Raw genomic sequence first — 18350 nt, 5'->3', positions numbered from 1 at the left:
TTAAATGTTGAAATTCCTCGCTTCCATAAAGACAGGAGCGGTCCGCATTCCAAAGCTTGTTCGGTTATTATCAGAAAAACAAACTGATAATCACTTAATCCATTTCGCTCCATGGCTCATCCATTTTGCTGTTATTATCATTTTGTTAGGAGCCTTTATAAAAAGCTTTGGAGGCGAAACGGACCTATTCTGTTTTCCGGACAAAGACACTGCTGTACCTAATCCTTTTGCAGACATCTGTTCCGTTCACCTAAAAAGCTTTGAGATAATCTATGACGACAATGGGCAGATTGCCAACTGGCAGTCTGAAATCGTTATGAAAAGAAATGGCCTTGCTGAAGTTGTTGGTAAAACGGCAGTTAACCACCCAATTAAATCTGATGGGATAAAAATATACCAGAGCGGTTATGGATATATGCATGAAATGGATCTTGAAAACACCGGCAAGTATGAGACACTTAATCTTCCCGATGATACTCCTGTGCAATTATCTAAAAACATCTCGGTAGAAATATCCAAAACGGATTCGGGGTACATGCTAAGTAAACATGAGGCGGGAATCTATTCGGGACGATTTCTTATGCAACCAGGAACCAAAATAAAGGTTAGCCCTGATATCACGCTTACTTACAAAAGAACAGAACTCTATTCCGTTTTGAAAATAAAGAAGGATCCTGGGATACCTGTCGTAATGGCTGGTTTTTTTCTTCTATGTACCGGATTTTTTCTCTTATTGATTGGGAAAAAGCAATTTTTGAGGAAGGATAAAAAGAATGGATTATTTGGAAAGGCCCCTCCTAATAATTAATATCTTATGCTACGGTGTCGCCGTTCTTTTGTACATTAAACATATTTCAATCAAATCCATGGATGGGTTACTGAAAACAAAAATTGGTATGGCCGCAAAGAATATGACAATCGGTGGTTTGATTATCAACTCCGTTGTCTTAATTATCCGGTATATATGGACAGGCTACCCACCATTGTCCAACATGTACGAGTTTTTCCTGCTGTTTAATTGGGGAACCGTTGTGGTATATCTACTTATGGAATCCCGATATAATTTTAAACAGGCAGGTCCTATTGTTTTAATAATGATAACCAGCATACAGGTTCTTCTTGTGTTTTTCATGGACAACTCAGTCAGGCCCCTCATGCCTGCCTTAAGAAGCAGTTGGCTTTACTTTCACGTTCTAACAGCAATTATCGCTTATGGGTCGTTTGCTGTTTCTTTTGCATTAGGGATCATCTATCTTTGGATGGATCGGCTAAAATTGTCTAAGAGAATTCCTATTTCTTCAGACACTTCTTACAACCCCAATACAATTGAGGAAATATCCTATAAAATGATTCTCGTTGGTATCTCTTTTCTCACTTTGGTCATTGCTTCAGGAGCTGTCTGGGCAGAACAAGCTTGGGGATCCTATTGGTCATGGGACCCAAAAGAAACGTGGGCACTAATTACTTGGCTGATCTATGCTTCCTACCTGCATATCAGGATGAGGGGGAAGTGGAAAGGCAAGTTCACCATCATCCTAACTCTTATCGGCTTTATCGTCGTTCTTTTCACATTTGCCGGTGTAAATATTCTTCTTCCAAGTTTGCACAGCTATGTTTGAGTCAATGAAAAGAAAACACGGCTTCCAATTAGCATATTGAAGCCGTGTTTTCTTTAGAGAATTGGAAGAAATATTAAAGAGAGGCCAATATTTCTTTAACGACATCCCGGTCAGCATTTAAAAACGCTCTCAACATATTAGCTACTCCCTGATACAGAGGGTGGAGAGTTGCCGCTTGCAAATCTGAAATATATTGGGGAGTCCAAACCAGCAAGTGTTCATTTAAAAAAGTTTGTTGGTCTCCCAAAATCCTTCGCACTTTATCCATATCTTTTACTTCAAAAGCTGATTCTGCAAGACGACTAAGGTTTACCATGAAATCCAGTTCAAGAGCAATATGGTCATCAGCTTCCAAGCGGTAATGAACAGGAAGAAAATTATATTCTAAGTAACATTGCCGTACTTTGAATGTACTTTCTTGAAAGATTAACCTTTCTTTCATTACATACACAGATTCCCAAGGAGGAGCAGGCAGACGATTAGGACCGATAAACAGCCTTGTATATTCACAGCGACATTTGTTCAAAGTTTCTTCGCTATTGCTTTTAAATTGCTCCGCAAAATCTTTTATGAGTTCGAGACTATCTTCTATAGACAGCAAATAAAATGAGGTCGTGGTATGATCGCTGTTTAGAATAGCGATTGCTTCCGAAGTAGGCTCGTTTCCAAAAAAGTTCTGCAATAAGCGATAAAGATAAGTTCTATTTGCCAAAAGTATGGCTATACTATCCTGTCCGGATGCTATTTCCATAGGCTCTCCTCCTTATTTTACCCGCTTAAGTCAATCCAACAGTAGTAGCCATCATAGCCGCATAAAAAACATATCTGCCTATAAGCTCGCCGATAACCAGCATAAGGCCAGCAAAATAAATCCATCCTGTTGAAGATTTTGTCGCTTCGAAGTCCGTTTCCTGGGCTGCAGACCACATCAGGATTCCTGCCCCTCCCAAAATAAGCAGCCACTTCAGACCAACAGCCACACTCATTCCGTTTAATATTTTGACACTTGCCTGGGCAGCCATTCCATTAAGACTTAAGCCAATCGCATTGGGAACTGCAAAGGTCACTTGAATAATCACAGAAGCTAGAATAATAATTCCCAAAAGCCTTTTATCAATATTTTTGATTTCTTTGAAACCTGCTACAATAAAAATCATAACTCCTATAGCAGTTGTGGTAGCATAAAAATCAACATATGTGTTGATTCCCTGCCATACAGGAACAGCTGTCGTAGCATAGACTTTTGCCATAGTGAAAACAGTGGCCAGACCAACTAGGCTTCCAGCGTATCGTAGTACTGTATTATAAGTTTGATTATTAGGTTTTACATAAAGGACTAAGGCATATAATACGGTTATTCCCATAAAGATCCCCGCTAAGAATGCCTCATTGCTTAACCAAGAACCTCCAAGGTGATTGAGAGAATTTAAGAATGACAGGGGGCGTCCCAGGTGAATCAAGGAGGCGAGGACACCGATGACACTTAAGATCGCCGTTACTAAAACGGCTTTTTTAAATACTAGATCTTTATAAAACACTTTACCCAATGTTATACACAACATAGTTCCAATTGCGGCCTGCAGACAAAGTGAAAAAATCAATAAAGCGATTTCTCCCATTTTTAAACCCCCTTTGTTCGAGAATATTGAACAAACTCCCGTGGATTCTCTTGTAAACTTGTTGTTCTGGGTTTAATCAGCAATGAAGGATTTGTGACAGTAGAGAGTGGTAGAATAGGCAGGTCACTGGTCAATGAATCACCATGCTTAGCTTTCAATTCGTCAATATCTCCCCATTCAAGCACACGCATATTGCAAGCATCTACACAAGCCGGGTTCTTTCCCTGATCCCGTAAATCCTTGCAGCCATCGCATTTTCCTACCTTTCCCAATTCTTCGATAAATTGAGGCACTCCATAAGGGCAATTCCAGGTACAATAGCGGCAACCGATACATTTATCTTCGTCATGTTGTATTGTACCATCTGCATCAATATGCATGGCGCGGGTAGGGCAGCTAGCTACGCATTTAGGATCCTTGCAGTGATTGCAGGAACCGGAATAATGATAGACTCCAGGATTAGGGTAATTGCCCGTCTCAAATGATCTTACTTTACGAAAAAGTACACCAACTTTTAAACTATTTTTATCTTTACAGGCAGCCTGACAGGCACGACAGCCAGGGCAAGCATCCATATTGAAATAAAATCCTAATTTTCCCATAAATGTTTACCCTCCTCTCTAAAAAATAATATCCAGTGATTTTTCTACATCAGGAATTAAGGGTGTATCTGTCCATTTTTCAATCTTGACAAGGCAGGAATTATAGGCATTTAATCCGGCACCGGTTGCAGGTGTTCCTAATAAAACATTGTCCGAACCACCTTTGTCAATCCCTGTGGCATTGTCGATATCTGGCCAGCATCCGTGATGGATCGCCATTGTACCTGGCATCATCCGCTCTGTAATATGCGCCGTTCTTAAGACCTTTCCGTATTTACTACTGACAAGAACGGTATCGTTCTCCTTCAATTTATGGCTTTCTGCGTCTTTGGAACTCATATATATCGGGTTATTCCAAGCCTCCATTAACCAGGGGTTATTGGAGAAATTGGTATGAGCCTTGCTTAAATGATGAAGCGATACTATTTGGTATGGATATTCTCCTTTCGTCTGGGTATTCCAATCAGTGAAGGTGTCTTCATAACCTTCTATTGGTGGAATATAAGTTGGAATAGGTTTTATGGAGGAATAACCCATGTTGTTAATCGTATTGGCAAGATCCCTAGAGAAAATTTCAAACTTCCCACTTGAGGTTTTTAATGGATTCGCTTCAGGGTCATCCACGAATTTTTTAAAAGCAATATACTCTAAATTATCACCGGGTTTTCTTTCAATTTGATAGACACCTTTTTCCAGCAGTTCTTTAAAAGGAACTATCCCATCTTGCGGAGCTCCTTGGACACCCCATTCAGTAATATCTTCCGCAGTGATCCTAGCCAATGGGACAAATGTGGCGGCATCCTGAATTACTGTTGTGTTCATGATCAAATTAGCAGAAGATTCTGTTTTGACCGCGGGAACTGTTACTTTGCCGGACTGATCGATTACTGTTGTATTGGCAATCGTATTAAAAAAGGCTTGTTTTTCGCTAAAAGGAAACAGGTCACTTTCCTTAAGACTTAGACGCTTCATCAGCTCAATTGCAATCCAACGATCAGTCTTTGCTTCATAAAGGGGCTCAATTACCTGGGTAGATATGATCAAAGCTTCTTTTGTACCTAAACGATTAATTTCACCAACGTTTTCCCAACCGGTAGTAACGGGCAATACTAAGTCAGAATACTTTACACTTGCCGTCAGAAATTGACCCAGGCCTGCAACGAAGTCCACTTTGCGAGTTGCTTCAATTCCCTTTAATACATTGGGTGTAGTTCCTAAGATATTGCTACTGGACTGTAAAATTACATGAATATCTAATTCCTTTTCCTCAGCTTTCAGCAAAGCTTTGTTACCGGTAGATTTATAATGACCATCCAATAAAGCTTGCCAAAGGTCTGAAAAATTAATATAGTCATTTACTTTTCTTGGTATTGCAGGCAGTTTGTCTGCACCAACTTTGTACAAAAAGTAAGGCCCACCGTTACCTCCACCTCGGTGAACAGAGCATCCTGTCATATGGCCTGATTTGCCAATATGGCCGGTCATTGCACCTAATGTCATCATAAGCTGGGGCAATCCATCTGAATTACTGGTTCTGGCGGGCGCCCAGCTGGACAAAAAAGCTACCTTCTTATCTTTTCTTAGTTCATGGGCGATATAACGAATTTGCCTTGGTTCAAGCCCACAGATTTTTGAAGCCCAGTCCGCAGATTTTGGATGACCATCATAAGTTCCAAGAACATAATCTTTAAAGTTCTCCTTAGGATCTTCGTCTTTCGGCATGCTCTCTGCATCAAAACCAATTGTACAACGTTTCAAAAAGTCCCAATCAATCAAAGGATTTGTTACAGGATCATCTTCAACAATTAAAGTATGGGCTATACCCAATAACAGAGCTGTATCTGTACCTGGACGTACAGGTAACCATTCTGCCCCTAAAGCTGCGGCACTATCGGTGTAGAAAGGGTCAATAGCAATAAATTTTGCCCCGGCTTCTTTAACTTGCAAATAATGATAGAAAGCGCTTCCAGGAGATGACCAGGCTGGATTCAAACCTAACATTATGACAGTGTCGCATTTGCGCATATCTATCCTGTCATTAACTGGATCTGGACTAAAAAACAAATAACCAACCTTCGTGGCGGTCGTTCCCCATGAACCAAAAGATGTTGTACCCCAAGTCGAGACATATCCGCCATAAAGACTTATTACCTTATTAATGTCCCTATCCCGGGTTGAGGTGTGCGGAATTAATATTGAACGGTTGCCATAGTTTTCTTTTGCTTTTTTTAGTTCACTGGCCAAAATGTCTAACGCTTCATCCCAGGAAATGCGTTCCCATTCATCAATACCGCGTAAAGATTTGTTTCCGCCACCGGGCTCCCAATGCTTGCGTTTCATAGGGTATTTAAGCCTGTCTGCAGCAAACACGTGCTCTCTAAGACTACGGCCGCGATTACATGCTCTTTGCTGAAAGAAATCAGGGCTATCCGGGTGGGTATCATCAGTCTTTTGTCTGATAACGATCCCGTCTCTGATTAATGCTTTATTCAAGCACCTTCCGCCGCAATCATAAATACAACTGCCGGTGACCCATCTTTCCTCTAGTTTTACAGGCGTACTTACAGTTTTTAACGTATTGCCGCATCCTGCCAGAGACAATCCGGCTACAGCTGCCGTACTGGCTTTAATAAAGGCTCTTCTGCTAAGACTTAAATCACAAATCCTGTCTATCACATCGGCCATACAGATTTTTCCCCTCCTCAAATTCATCTTCAATTCATCTTCATTGTTTTAATTGATAGATATTTATTGTAAATAAAATATTGCTACCCCTCCTTTCGCAGCTCATTGAAAAAGTAAGCATTATACAATATCGTAGTTTATCACAAATTTATTAACCATTTCGTAAAATAGCTTTCTGATGTATTAGCAAAATATTAATAAAATATTATTTTATTATTAACTCACCGTTTTTTGGACAGCCCACCTAATTCTGCTGCCATAATATAGGGGTCCATAACCGTTATTTAAAAGTTCTATTCATTGTTGCCTAGGGTGCTATTTCCTTTTTAAGAAGTATGATAATTTAAAAAAAAAGAAAGGGGAAATGAATATGGATTCAAAAGAGAATGACTTCAGGGACATAAAATTAAAACTAAGTAGACGGAATTTCTTAAAAAGTTCTATCGGCATCGGATTAGGGGCTAGCGTTCTAAGTTACGATATGCTAGTTAATCCAGAGAATAGTCTTGCCGCTGGTCTGTCAATAACTGAGCACGATACAATGCCGGTAGAAATCTCAGCGGATTATCAACGGATGGAACAAAAAAATACTGTTATCATACGTGGTCGGACTGGAGATCCTAAAATCAAGCCTTATTTTGATAGCTATTTAGGGAAAAGAGATGGTTTGATACCTCAAAAGGGCGGGGATGGCTGGAGTGAAATCGATGCTGCGCTTGATATTGCAGCCTGGTCTGTGGAAAATGATTTTAATAAAGGAAGCGCTGCAGGTATAGCGGGGAATGGGTTATATTCCTGGGAAGGTAAAGTAAATCCTAACATGGTTACATTCGAAAGCCCGGAAGCAGCGAGTAAGACAATAAAAAAAGCAGCCGCATTTTTGGGTGCTAGTCTGGTGGGGATTGCTCCTTATGACGAGCGATGGGTATATTCTACCGTAGTTAATATGAAAACACGTGAAAGCGTACCAAATAATTTGCCATTTAAGCCTAAAAGTGTCATTGTCATGGCTTTAGAAATGAATTATGAAGCTTTTCAGACTGCCCCTGCACTCATTGGAGCCGCCGCGGCCGGAAATATCTATTCGAACATGAGTGCTACTGCTCACAAAGTAGCTACTTTTGTAAGAAGGTTAGGTTATCAGGCTATACCCTGTGGCAACGATACCGCTTTAAGTGTACCTCTAGCTATTCATGCAGGATTAGGGGAACTTAGCAGAATAGGGATTCTTGTTACACCAAAGTTTGGTCCAAGAGTAAGGTTATGCAAAGTATTTACAGATATGCCGCTGGCAGTCGATAAACCGATTACCTTTGGGGTTAAAGAATTCTGCACAACCTGTATGAAGTGTGCGGATGCTTGTCCTTCAGAAGCCATCTCGAAAGAAAAAGAACCAAGTTTTCAACTCGGCTCTGTCTCAACAAATCCGGGAGTTAAAAAATGGGCTGCAGATGGAGAAAAATGTGCTTCTTTCTGGGGTGAAAATGGCGGTGACTGCGGAATTTGTATCAAAGTATGTCCGTACAATAAACTTGACGAATGGCAGCATGATTTAGCGAAACTGGGCACAAGGACACCCGCAAGACCAATTCTTAGGTTCTTCGATGATTTGTTTGGATACGGAAAAGCAAATGTCGTAGATGAAACAAAGAAATTCTGGAATAAATAAGTAAATAATTAATAAGAAGGGAAGAGATAAAATGACGATATTCTGGATGCTTCTGGGTGTGTTGATGGTATCATCTGTTTGGTTCATTTATTTAAAATTTCAGATTACAGGTAAAATGTCTGTAGGCCGCTGGATTTTAAGTGGGATTTCCATACTGTGGGGAGCATTTACTCTGGCTTGGATCGGCAGCAGTATTGCCGAAGGCGAGATTCAGGCGGCAGGTATGGGGTTGTTAATCTTCGGAGCGATCTTTCTTGTCTTAGTCATCGTGACGGTACGGTTAAATTCCTTGATACCTTCCAAAAAGAAAGCTAATAAGGCAGAAGCAGCATAACATCAGAGTGAGGCAGACCTTTAACAGGAGCAAAAATAAAAAAATTATGAAAAAACTATTAAGTAAGATGATTGTATTTGCAGCAACAGCTGTATTTCTCCTAACGTTAGGTTTTAGTTGGACTTATACAGATAACGATATCATACCGTTTATGAATCAAGTTTTTCCGGAAGCGCAATCTTTTCAAAAGATTGCGTCTTCCCCTGTTATATACGAAGGGCAAACAAAAGGTAAAAACGGCAGGGATGAAAAAATAGGCTACGTTGTAATCGAGCAAGCGGTTGCTTACGGCGGTCCGATTAAAATGGTCACAGGAATTAACCCCAAAGGAAAAATTGTAGGGACGGTTATTGCCGCCCATAAGGATACGCCATCCTTTATCGATAAGGTCATCGAGCAGAAATATCTGGAGAAATTCATCGGAAAAGACATCACGGACCCTTTGTCCATTAACAAGGATATCGACCGGATATCGGGCGCAACCTTTTCTTCCCGGGGAATTGCCAAAGCAGTTTCCCAAGGCAGCCATGCCGTAGCCAGGAGCCAATTCGGACTGGATGTGGAGGATGAGGTTGAACCGTTTAAGTTCGGGTCTAAGGAAATTGCCGTTATCGCTTTGGTTATCCTGACGGTGATTGGCGCCGCATTCAAACAGAGAAAACTGCGCTGGGTTGCCCTGATAGGCAGTTTAGTCTTCATTGGCTTTCAATATAATACGCCCATTTCGCTTGCAAATATAGCTGCACTTTTCATGGGGAATTTCCCATCTATCCGTGAAAACGTCGTTTGGTATATCCTCTTAATCGGAATCCCGGTCATCACCTTTATAATAGGAAAGAATGTTTACTGTTTCTGGCTTTGCCCGTTTGGCGCTTTGCAGGAAATCACGGCCAAAGTGGGCGGGGGTAAATTCAAATGCTGTAATAAAGCGATCGAAGCAAAAGCGGCTAAACTAAGGTATATACTCATCTACCTGGCACTCATAGGCGCGTTCCTGACGAAGTCACCGAGTTTTGCCGGTTATGAACCATTCGCCACTTTATTTGGACGGCAGGGATTTGGTATCCAGTGGCTTATTTTGCCGGTCGTGGTTTTTAGTTCTTTCTTTATCAGCAGATTCTGGTGCAGGTTCTTTTGTCCGGGCTTGATACTCAATGAGATCATTTTACGCCCCAGGAGATATGTCATGGGGATTTTAGAAAAAGCCAAATTAAAAAAGGTTCGGGGAAGCAAGGGAATTGAAGCAAGATCTGTAAATGAATTGAATAAGATCGAGGTCAAAGGATGAAAAGCAAATTAAGTATGGGGGATTTATTATTTATTGTATTGATATCGGCTGTCACCGTTATGGTTGTGATTAGTGAAATTCAGGCTTATCATGCTGTTTATTAACCTAATGACTAAAAATTGTACTTGATAATAAACTACAAAAATCATCGTGACCTTGGTTTTTTAGCCTTGGTCATTTTTTATTGGTGACCGAGATAAGGTTATGCAATAATTCCTAAATGTTTTGGCTAGATGATTTAACCTAATACCTCAGCTATCCATAAGGCATATTTCGGCTTGATGATTTTTTAGCTGCTTCAAATCTTTAATAAAGTAAAAGCCGTTCGTTTGCTCGATTAAATTCAATTCTTTTAATTTATTGAATATTTTAATAGTCGTCCCTCGATTGACACCAAGAATATTACTAATTAATTGCTGACTAGCTTTAAAATTCAGCTTAATTTTATTATCTACTTCTATCCCAAAATGATCTGCAAATGTTAATAGCAGGTTGCATATTCTCCACTCTGTATTAAAAAATTGTAGTTCGTCGAAAAGATACTCATAAAAATGAAATTTACGGGAAACTGATTGCATTACATATAGTGTTACATCTATGTCTGTTACCAATAATTCTAAAAGGTCTTTTTTTCTAAAGAAAATTAAATGCGAGTCCTCCATAGTCTCAAAATAATTGTCAATCGGAATATCGAAAAGTACACCAGATTCTAAGAATATGCTACCCTTTTCAAGAAGGGTAAGTATCTGTTCATTACCCCTTGGAGAGTATTTATAACTTTTGATCCGACCATCTTTAATATAATAAAATCTGTCTGGAACATTCCCCTGAGAAAAGACTACTTTATTTTTAGCAAAGAATAATTCTTCCCCTACGTCCAATAATTTTTCGGGGATATCACGAAATTTGACAATACGTGAAAAGGGTCTACACTCTTTCATAAAATCAAACTCCTATCATGGATTTTCTTTGAAAAAGTATTTTCCTAATTATCACTGAAACATATTTAGTTTACACTGTTTTTTTGTCAAATACCAGCTTAAATTATTTAAAAATAAATTTTATTTTGTCATTAAATTAAAATAATGTTATCTAGCCAACACCTGTTGGCTAGAAATCTATACATTCTTGTTTATTTTTTATACAGTAATTACAGATTTGTATTAAAAAAGATAATTAAGGAGGTGAGGAAACAAATGAGTACAATACTAATATTTTTGGCGGGTATATTATTTTTAGCTGGTGTTCTTTTTATTAAACCTCGTGCGAAACAGGATAAGACTTGGAAAACCGTATCAATATGGGCTTTATATGTTATTTTATTTGTTACTGCTTGTATAGGGGTTTCCTTTGTTTACATCAACGCAAGCGTTGGACACGTCAAGGCATCGAGCACGGCGATCTTCCTGTTTGGGGGGATTGCACTTATTTTGGCTATCGTCTTAGCCCGAGTCTTAGGTTTTATCGGCGCAAAGAAAAAGACCAAGTCATTACAGGCTTAGAGGAGGAAAGTGAATGTCGGAGATTTCTCAGAATAAAGAAAAAGCATTCAAACAACAATTTTCAGTAAGCCGGCGCGGTTTTCTGAAAACCGGCGTGGCTGCAGCTGCGGTCGGTGTCATGGGAGCGATTGCTGCGCCATCCAAGATGGCCAACGCTGCGTCGACAAGCTTAAGCTATCAGCCTGCCAAAGGGAAATGGTCCAAATTACGTCCCGAAGCAAATTATGGAGGAGCCTCTGTTCGTTCTGCAGAACATAATGATCAATGGCTGGGGACATCGAAGATTACAGGAAAAGTTCAAAAATTTGATGAACAAGACGGGGGATTCTGCTTAGCTATTAGAGGTTTGCTTAGCGAGAAAGCAAAATATGGGTATTATCAGTCAGGTCTAAGGAGTCCGCTGGCAACCAGTAATATTATAGCAATTAATACTATTAGTGGTCCGGAGATAGTCGATGGTCCTGTTTCACAGGAAAGACTCCCGATTCCGGATCCGGAACAGATGTCGCAGCATATTAAAGATCTTGCTTATTATCTGAGGGCTGACGAAGTAGGTATCGGTAAAATGCCTTCCTACGCTTATTATGCAAGTACAATGGAGCCTACCCAGGGGGCTTTTGCTTCAGGTATGGTTTCAAAGGATGCGACAATTACAAAGAAACCGGTTACTGCCAGTCTTCCCAATGTCATTGTTGTGGCAGTGGAACAACACTTGGAAACGTATCTGGCGTCAACAGGCTATGATGGAATCGCCGTTTCGCAATCCACACGTTGTTACCATGCTTCTGCAAATATTGCGGTAATGATGGCACAATACATCCGAATTCTCGGCTATAACGCCAGAGCCCAACATTTTGGCAACTATGAAGCCGTTATGGGACCTTGCCTTATCGCTGCCGGAATGGGTGAACTTACCAGAACGGGGGACTGTGTCGCTCACCCCAGGTTTGGATTCCGGTCAAAAGTTGCTGCCATAACGACTGATTTACCACTGGCTCTGGACAAACCGATCGACTTCGGAATGTTGGACTTTTGCAGGGTTTGTAAAAAATGCGCGGATGAATGTCCTTCTAAAGCGATTACCCTCGACCTGGATCCTGTGCCATATAACGGCTATCTGCGTTGGAACACTGATTCGAAGAAGTGTACGGAATTCCGTTGCAGTAACGAAGAAGGTGTTAGTTGCGGTAGATGTATTAAAGTATGTCCATGGAGTTCCAAGGAGGACTCTTGGTTCCATGAAGCAGGAATATGGATCGGAAGTCAGGGTCAAGCTGCCTCAAAATTGCTTAAATCAATTGATGATATGTTTGGTTACGGCACTGAAGTTATTGATAAATACAAATGGTGGCTGGAATGGCCGGAGTTTTATAAAATCCAGATGCCGAGCTGATTCGTACAGTTTAATCTGAAAATGATATTATACGGCTCGCTTCTGATTTAGGTGGGCCGTATACATTTTTCTATGTTATCCCCTAATTAAGGAGGTACATACATCTAACACCTGTTGGATAGTAGGAATCTGTTCATTTTCATTTTATCTAAATATTTATTTTATCTATAATAATATTAATCATTTACTAAACCGGAGTCCTTTGGAAATTGAATAAGGACTAGTAAAAAAATTGTGCGGGGAGGCTTAAGTATGAATTTAGACGCAATAGCAACAGCAATAGGGGAACTTGACGAGGAGAAGGTACTTTCATTGCTCAACACTTTTATTCAGGCAAATCCTTCTGAAGACGATGCTAAGCAAGTAGTAGCCGCTTGTCAGAGTGGAATGTCAATTGTTGGTGACCAATTTGAAAAAGGAGAATATTTTGTTGGAGATCTGATCTTTGCTGGAGAACTCTTAGCGAATGCCATTGAAACCCTAAAACCTTTTCTAAGTGCTGAAAATGAAGGCAATAGGGGGAAAATCGTCTTGGGAACTGTTGCGGGGGATTTACATGATATTGGGAAAAACATTTTTAGGAGCATGGCCGAAGCGGCTGGGTTTAACGTATTGGACTTGGGGATAGACCAGCCTGCCAGTGAATTTGTGAGAAGAGTGAAGGAGGTTAATCCGGAAATCGTGGGTATGAGCGGTGTTTTAACATTGGCCCTTGAATCTATGAAAAATACGGTTGATGCCTTAAAAGAAGCGGGGCTAAGAGAGAACGTAAAAATTATTATTGGCGGAAACCCCGTGACAAACAATGCATGTGAACAAATTGGAGCAGATGCCTTTACAACCAATGCAGCTGAAGGCGTAAAGATATGTCAGAAATGGGTAAGTTAAAAGGCAAGAAAATGTTAAAAACTGCTTCTAATACGTGAATAAAGGCTTTTATTTACTAAAAGGAGGAAAATTAAATGACAAATATTAACCCTTTGTATCAGGAAAAATTGACAAGATTGAATACAGCCTTTAAGAGAGGTACTCCTGATAGGGTTCCGGTTCTTCCAATCATAGAAACATTCGGTCCCTACCATGCCGGAGTTAGTGTGGAAGATGCGTATGTTAAAGACCCGAATATATTATTTCAGGTATATAATAAAATAAATGAAGAATTTTATTTGGATGGAATTCTAGAAAATGGCAATGTTTTTCCGTTAAAGATGTTGAGTAATTTTGGAGAAGGTTTGTATACCTTGACCGATAAAGGTTTTGTTATAAAAGGTAGCCATGGGCAAACTATGATGCCTGATGAATATGAACAATTGATTGCAAATCCGTTTAATTTTTTTGTTAATGTTATTATTCCGCGGAAGTTTCCTGTTTTAAAAAATGATATAGAAGGAAACCTTGGGCGTCTTAAAAAGGCCGTTGGCGAAATGATGGAGTTTTTACACTATAATGCCGTGGTTGACGGAAGAATTGAAAACGAATTGGGACTCCCGGTATTGGCCAAAGGTTTGGCTATCCTTTCTCCGGACATGTTACTTGATTACTTACGGGATTTTGTTGGGGTATCCAGTGATATCAGAAGGAAACCACAAGAATTTTATGCTGCTTGTGAGGCCTTGTTTATATCATCTATGGAGATGGCCATAGGTGCCTATACGACTCCGGAGGATAATAAGGGAGTAATCTTTGTGCCACTACATCTGCCGACTTTTCTAAAACCAAAAGATTTTGAAAAATTTTACTTCCCATTTATGAGTAAGTTTGTAGATGAAGTTTCCGTAAAGCGGGGTTATAAGATTTTCTTCTTTATGGAAAACAATTGGATGCCCTATCTTGATATTCTGCAGGGACTGCCGGATGGAGACATGATTGGGCTGTTTGAACATGGTGACTTGAAGAAGATAAAAGATTCCATTGGCAATAAATTTTGCATAGTTGGCGGAATGCCTATTGATCTCCTTCGACTTGGAACGGTAGAAAAGTGTCTCGACAAAGCCAAGGAATGTTTACAGTTGTATGCGCCCGGTGGCAACTATATTTTTTCAACCGACAAAAATTTGGTCTCCTTAAATGATGCGAAACCGGAAAATTTAGCGGCAGTATGTCAATATATTCATGAAAACGGAAAATATTAAAAGGAGAGGGAAGTATGGAAAATTATCAACTTACAGACAGTCTTGAAGAACTAAAAAAAGTACTCATCGAAAAGAACAATATGCCTGCGCCTATGGCCGAAGGGATTATTAAAGCAATGATGACAATGCTTGTAATGGCATAGATTTTCGAGTAATATGCTTGGAATTAGGATACTTTGTTTTATCTTTTCAAATATTTCTAATGCCTATCTCCCTGATTATTTTGAAAAACCAAATTCTATTTTGCCCTTTAATTAATGTTGTGCCTGCCAACACCTGTTGTATGGGAATCTATACATTATTGTTCGTTTTGAAGAACGTAACGATCAATGATATTTTTTGGAAATGACTTCAAACGATGGCTACAGAGCAAATCGTTGATGCAATGTCCGTCTTAATAACTTCAGCCGAAAATATTGTTAATGTTGCCCAGAATATTTAAATGGGACTGAGCAAAAACCTACCGGTAAAGTGTGGACAATTTATCGGTGGGTTTTTGCTTATGCTTAATATTGTTTTATCGTCGAATATTTATTTGGGTTAAAATTGTATCATCGCTGTTGAGATTACAGTTTTTCGTATGTTTAACCCCTGAGCGGAAGATATAAAGCGGTTTAAATGATTTATGAATTTAACATCTGGGGTATCATTTTTTTTGAAGTGGTAATAATAAGGTTAATAACCAAATAGTGGAAGGTGCGCACAATTTTGTTTCAATATATAATAAAAAAAATACGCTATTTGTGGCAGAACCAAAATTCAAACAATGAGCAGGTCAAGCGAACACAGAAAACCTGTCGGCGGCTATCCAAGGACCTAAAAAAAAATGTTGAGTATATCCGTAGTAGTCTAGGCAATAGTATGGATCTCATAATAAGGGACTTTTCATTAGGATCTAAGCTAGAAACCGAAAGTGCACTGATCTATCTGGATGGTATGGCGGATCTCAATAACCTCAACAATAATATCATGAAACCATTAATGAACGATAAACGGATAGATAGTACTGCCTTGGCGGGTCAGGAACTGCTGCAATTAATAAAAAAAACAATACTTACCGTTGGCTATGTTAAAGAAGTAAACGTCATTGAAGAAGTCATAAAAGAGTGTCTATCCGGAAGCATTGTTTTTTTGATTAATGGAGCTTCAGGAGCGTTAGTTATGATCGGCGGAGGGGGAGAGAGCCGCAGTGTGGAGGTGCCTCCGACGGATTCTGTTGTCCGGGGGCCGCGCGAAGGATTCACGGAAAGAATTATTACGAATATTACATTGATTCGACGAAAGTTGAAAAATCCAAATTTTACTTTAGAAACATTGATCTTAGGAGAACAATCTAAGACAACGGTCTGTATTGCTTATTTAAAAGGAGTTGTCAATCCGAAACTGATTTCGGAGATTAACCGCAGGCTCAACCGGATTCAAACAGATGTGATTCTGGAGTCAGGATATATTGAACAATATATCGAAGATGCACCGCTTTCACTTTTTGCCACGGTAGGCAATAGTGAAAAACCGGATATTGTCGCAGCCAAAATGCTGGAGGGGCGGGCAGCAATCCTCATTGACGGAACTCCTTTTGTTTTAACCGTGCCAGCACTTTTCATTGAAAGCTTTCAAAGTCCGGAGGATTATTACATCCGGCCTTTTTACGCCAGCTTGGTCCGGATCATCCGATTTATCGCTTTTATGATTGGTATCCTTGCTCCGGCAATTTATGTTGCTATATCCAGTTTTCATCAGGAATTAATTCCAACTCCCCTACTGTTTACAATGGCAACTGCGGAAGAAGGCATTCCTTTTCCATCTGTGATGGAAGCGCTGCTCATGGGTCTCATCTTTGAGATTTTGCGAGAAGCCGGAATCCGTTTACCCCGGCCTGTAGGTCAGGCTGTCAGCATTGTCGGTGCGTTGGTAATCGGAGAGGCAGCCGTCTCTGCCGGTCTGATCGGTTCGCCAATGGTGATTGTAGTGGCGTTGACTGCAATCGCCAGTTTTACGTTGCCGGCACAGACCGATTCAGAGGCGATTTTACGGATTCTTTTTGTGCTGTTTGCCGGTACTTTGGGAGTATATGGAATTATGTTGGTTTTCTTGGCATTGCTCGTCCATCTGGCCTCATTACGATCCTTCGGGACCCCGTATTTATCACCGCTGGCGCCTTTCAGCCTCCGCGATATGAAAGACACATTTGTAAGGGCCCCTTTTTGGGCAATGATCTTTCGTCCGCGCGCCATCAGTTGGCATGATCCCCAAAAACAGGAGTTCCGATTAAGCCCCGAGTATGTCTCTGAAAAATCCAAAAAAACCAGGAAATGATTTTAATGAGGGAACCATGAGAAAGATCAGTTTATTTATGAAAATCTTATTTATTAGCTGCTTGCTTTTGGTACTAAGCGGCTGTTGGGGTCGGCATGAATTAAATTCGCTGGCAATTGTTTCGGGAATCGGCTTGGACAAGGCGGATAGTGATCATGTCCGTATGACCATAGAAATTTTTAAACCGGTCAATGGAAAATCAAGTCCAAAGGATCAAAGCGGCGGCGGTTCGAAAAACTATACGAACGTCACGGACACCGGGGCGAACGAACTTGATATCCTACGTGGTTTTTCTCATGAGGTGAACAAGGAACTCTATTTCCCGCATAATCAGGTAATTGTCCTGAGCCGGGAATTAGCGGAAGAGGGTCTTCAGAAGCATATCGACTTTTTTGTCAGGAACCAGGAGGCGCGGTTAAATGTCTGGGTTCTTCTTTCGGAAAGCAAAGCAAACGAGATCCTTGATGTACCGCCGCTGTTAGGAAATATGCCGGCAGAGGAAATCAGCCGTTTGGTCGAATTACAGGGAGGAAATTCTCAGTCCTGTCAAGTCAATCTGGAACAATTTATTTCAAGTTTGATGAGCAGGTCCACATCCTCAATCCTGCCGATCATCGAAATTGCCGGTGCAGGTCAGCAAAAAAAACTCCGGCTAGCAGGAACGGCGGTTTTTAAAGGGGATAAATACGCAGGTGAACTGAACAGCCAAGAAACGCGCGGTCTTTTATGGATACGAAATGAGATCAAAAACGGCATTATTGAGGTCGAAGGAACGGATGGAGAAAAGGCCATGTTAGAGATCACCCATTCCAACACCAAGATAATTCCTACGATTGCTGACGGCAAGCTTCAATTCAAAATAGAGATTCGGGTTGAAGGCGATCTCGGAAGCCAGTCAGGTCAGGAAAGCATGGCGACCCCCACGGGATTTGAGGATTTAGAGAAAAGAACAGCAGCAGTGATAGAAAATGAAATTAATGCTGCTTTGGAAAAAGCCCAAGAGCTTAATGCCGATATCTTTGGTTTTGGAGAGGAGATCCACAGGAAGGAACCGGGAGAATGGAAAAAAATTTCAGCCGATTGGGAGAATATTTTCCAACAATTAGATCTCGGCTTGAATATTAAGACTCAGCTTAATTTTCCCGGAAGAATTACCAAGCCGGTGGAGATTCCTTAAAAAGGAGCATTAGA

Annotated in this window: 17 protein-coding genes; 12 read left to right on the top strand and 5 right to left on the bottom strand. The window is 40.4% G+C overall.

All coding sequences use genetic code 11. From position 1 onward, the window contains the following. Positions 1-4: 4 nt before the first annotated feature. Positions 5-808 (top strand): cytochrome c biogenesis protein ResB, encoded by an 804-nt coding sequence (locus C1I38_RS04090; protein ID WP_119776257.1) that lies wholly within the window; start codon positions 5-7, stop codon positions 806-808. Beyond that, a complete protein-coding gene (gene ccsB / locus C1I38_RS04085; protein ID WP_119776259.1) occupies positions 774-1619 on the top strand; it encodes a c-type cytochrome biogenesis protein CcsB in 846 nt (281 codons plus the stop codon). Before C1I38_RS04090 ends, ccsB begins: the two co-directional genes overlap by 35 nt. A gap of 73 nt (positions 1620-1692) precedes the next feature. On the opposite strand, the gene C1I38_RS04080 is transcribed toward ccsB, so the two are convergent. From C1I38_RS04080 to C1I38_RS04065, 4 genes are read right to left on the bottom strand one after another with little or no spacing between them, the layout of a single operon-like run. Continuing rightward, positions 1693-2370: a molecular chaperone TorD family protein gene (locus C1I38_RS04080; protein WP_119776261.1), complete on the bottom strand. Its 678-nt coding sequence runs from the start codon at positions 2368-2370 to the stop codon at positions 1693-1695. Between the two features lie 25 nt (positions 2371-2395). Next, positions 2396-3238 carry a DmsC/YnfH family molybdoenzyme membrane anchor subunit gene (locus C1I38_RS04075; RefSeq protein WP_119776262.1) on the bottom strand — a complete coding sequence of 281 codons (843 nt, stop codon included), beginning with the start codon at positions 3236-3238 and terminating at the stop codon, positions 2396-2398. Between the two features lie 2 nt (positions 3239-3240). After that, on the bottom strand, positions 3241-3840 hold the full coding sequence (locus C1I38_RS04070; RefSeq protein ID WP_119776264.1) for a 4Fe-4S dicluster domain-containing protein: 600 nt from the start codon (positions 3838-3840) through the stop codon (positions 3241-3243). 18 nt (positions 3841-3858) lie between these two features. After that, complete coding sequence (locus C1I38_RS04065; protein WP_119776266.1) at positions 3859-6525, bottom strand: molybdopterin-dependent oxidoreductase; 2667 nt, start codon at positions 6523-6525, stop codon at positions 3859-3861. 370 nt (positions 6526-6895) lie between these two features. Here C1I38_RS04065 and C1I38_RS04060 point away from each other — a divergent pair, with 370 nt between their 5' ends. From C1I38_RS04060 to C1I38_RS04050, 3 genes are read left to right on the top strand one after another with little or no spacing between them, the layout of a single operon-like run. After that, on the top strand, positions 6896-8194 hold the full coding sequence (locus tag C1I38_RS04060; RefSeq protein WP_243103732.1) for a reductive dehalogenase: 1299 nt from the start codon (positions 6896-6898) through the stop codon (positions 8192-8194). 31 nt (positions 8195-8225) lie between these two features. Continuing rightward, complete coding sequence (locus tag C1I38_RS04055) at positions 8226-8528, top strand: dehalogenase (RefSeq protein WP_119776269.1); 303 nt, start codon at positions 8226-8228, stop codon at positions 8526-8528. A 46-nt stretch (positions 8529-8574) separates the two neighbouring features. Then, a complete protein-coding gene (locus C1I38_RS04050) occupies positions 8575-9816 on the top strand; it encodes an FMN-binding protein (RefSeq protein WP_132102095.1) in 1242 nt (413 codons plus the stop codon). 251 nt (positions 9817-10067) lie between these two features. On the opposite strand, the gene C1I38_RS04045 is transcribed toward C1I38_RS04050, so the two are convergent. Next, the gene (locus C1I38_RS04045) at positions 10068-10757 is read right to left on the bottom strand and encodes a Crp/Fnr family transcriptional regulator (protein WP_119776281.1); all 690 of its coding nucleotides are present in this window, start codon (positions 10755-10757) and stop codon (positions 10068-10070) included. Between the two features lie 255 nt (positions 10758-11012). On the opposite strand from C1I38_RS04045, the gene C1I38_RS04040 reads away from it, so the two are divergent. From C1I38_RS04040 to C1I38_RS04015, 7 genes are all read left to right on the top strand, one after another. Next, positions 11013-11318: a dehalogenase gene (locus C1I38_RS04040; protein WP_119776283.1), complete on the top strand. Its 306-nt coding sequence runs from the start codon at positions 11013-11015 to the stop codon at positions 11316-11318. Positions 11319-11331: 13 nt separating this feature from the next. Then, the gene (locus C1I38_RS04035; protein WP_119776285.1) at positions 11332-12711 is read left to right on the top strand and encodes a reductive dehalogenase; all 1380 of its coding nucleotides are present in this window, start codon (positions 11332-11334) and stop codon (positions 12709-12711) included. 252 nt (positions 12712-12963) lie between these two features. Beyond that, complete coding sequence (locus tag C1I38_RS04030) at positions 12964-13599, top strand: cobalamin-dependent protein (protein WP_119776286.1); 636 nt, start codon at positions 12964-12966, stop codon at positions 13597-13599. Between the two features lie 74 nt (positions 13600-13673). Then, positions 13674-14843, top strand: coding sequence for a uroporphyrinogen decarboxylase family protein (locus C1I38_RS04025; RefSeq protein ID WP_119776288.1), 1170 nt, complete (start codon positions 13674-13676; stop codon positions 14841-14843). A 14-nt stretch (positions 14844-14857) separates the two neighbouring features. After that, positions 14858-14986 (top strand): hypothetical protein, encoded by a 129-nt coding sequence (locus C1I38_RS14335; RefSeq protein ID WP_282432345.1) that lies wholly within the window; start codon positions 14858-14860, stop codon positions 14984-14986. 565 nt (positions 14987-15551) lie between these two features. Continuing rightward, positions 15552-17159: a spore germination protein gene (locus C1I38_RS04020; RefSeq protein ID WP_119776290.1), complete on the top strand. Its 1608-nt coding sequence runs from the start codon at positions 15552-15554 to the stop codon at positions 17157-17159. A 16-nt stretch (positions 17160-17175) separates the two neighbouring features. Next, positions 17176-18336: a Ger(x)C family spore germination protein gene (locus C1I38_RS04015; protein WP_158582058.1), complete on the top strand. Its 1161-nt coding sequence runs from the start codon at positions 17176-17178 to the stop codon at positions 18334-18336. Positions 18337-18350 lie beyond the last annotated feature (14 nt).

The sequence above is a fragment of the Dehalobacter sp. 12DCB1 genome (genome assembly GCF_004343605.1).
Taxonomy (GTDB): domain Bacteria; phylum Bacillota; class Desulfitobacteriia; order Desulfitobacteriales; family Syntrophobotulaceae; genus Dehalobacter.
Note: the sequence above shows the minus strand (reverse complement) of the source record. Positions and strands in the feature narration are given on the sequence as shown.

Coding starts and splice junctions, on each gene's coding strand:
- C1I38_RS04090 (WP_119776257.1), top strand. CDS start 5: ATGTTGAAATTCCTCGCTTCCATAAAGACAGGAGCGGTCCGCATTCCA.
- ccsB (WP_119776259.1), top strand. CDS start 774: ATGGATTATTTGGAAAGGCCCCTCCTAATAATTAATATCTTATGCTAC.
- C1I38_RS04080 (WP_119776261.1), bottom strand. CDS start 2,370: ATGGAAATAGCATCCGGACAGGATAGTATAGCCATACTTTTGGCAAAT.
- C1I38_RS04075 (WP_119776262.1), bottom strand. CDS start 3,238: ATGGGAGAAATCGCTTTATTGATTTTTTCACTTTGTCTGCAGGCCGCA.
- C1I38_RS04070 (WP_119776264.1), bottom strand. CDS start 3,840: ATGGGAAAATTAGGATTTTATTTCAATATGGATGCTTGCCCTGGCTGT.
- C1I38_RS04065 (WP_119776266.1), bottom strand. CDS start 6,525: ATGGCCGATGTGATAGACAGGATTTGTGATTTAAGTCTTAGCAGAAGA.
- C1I38_RS04060 (WP_243103732.1), top strand. CDS start 6,896: ATGGATTCAAAAGAGAATGACTTCAGGGACATAAAATTAAAACTAAGT.
- C1I38_RS04055 (WP_119776269.1), top strand. CDS start 8,226: ATGACGATATTCTGGATGCTTCTGGGTGTGTTGATGGTATCATCTGTT.
- C1I38_RS04050 (WP_132102095.1), top strand. CDS start 8,575: ATGAAAAAACTATTAAGTAAGATGATTGTATTTGCAGCAACAGCTGTA.
- C1I38_RS04045 (WP_119776281.1), bottom strand. CDS start 10,757: ATGAAAGAGTGTAGACCCTTTTCACGTATTGTCAAATTTCGTGATATC.
- C1I38_RS04040 (WP_119776283.1), top strand. CDS start 11,013: ATGAGTACAATACTAATATTTTTGGCGGGTATATTATTTTTAGCTGGT.
- C1I38_RS04035 (WP_119776285.1), top strand. CDS start 11,332: ATGTCGGAGATTTCTCAGAATAAAGAAAAAGCATTCAAACAACAATTT.
- C1I38_RS04030 (WP_119776286.1), top strand. CDS start 12,964: ATGAATTTAGACGCAATAGCAACAGCAATAGGGGAACTTGACGAGGAG.
- C1I38_RS04025 (WP_119776288.1), top strand. CDS start 13,674: ATGACAAATATTAACCCTTTGTATCAGGAAAAATTGACAAGATTGAAT.
- C1I38_RS14335 (WP_282432345.1), top strand. CDS start 14,858: ATGGAAAATTATCAACTTACAGACAGTCTTGAAGAACTAAAAAAAGTA.
- C1I38_RS04015 (WP_158582058.1), top strand. CDS start 17,176: ATGAGAAAGATCAGTTTATTTATGAAAATCTTATTTATTAGCTGCTTG.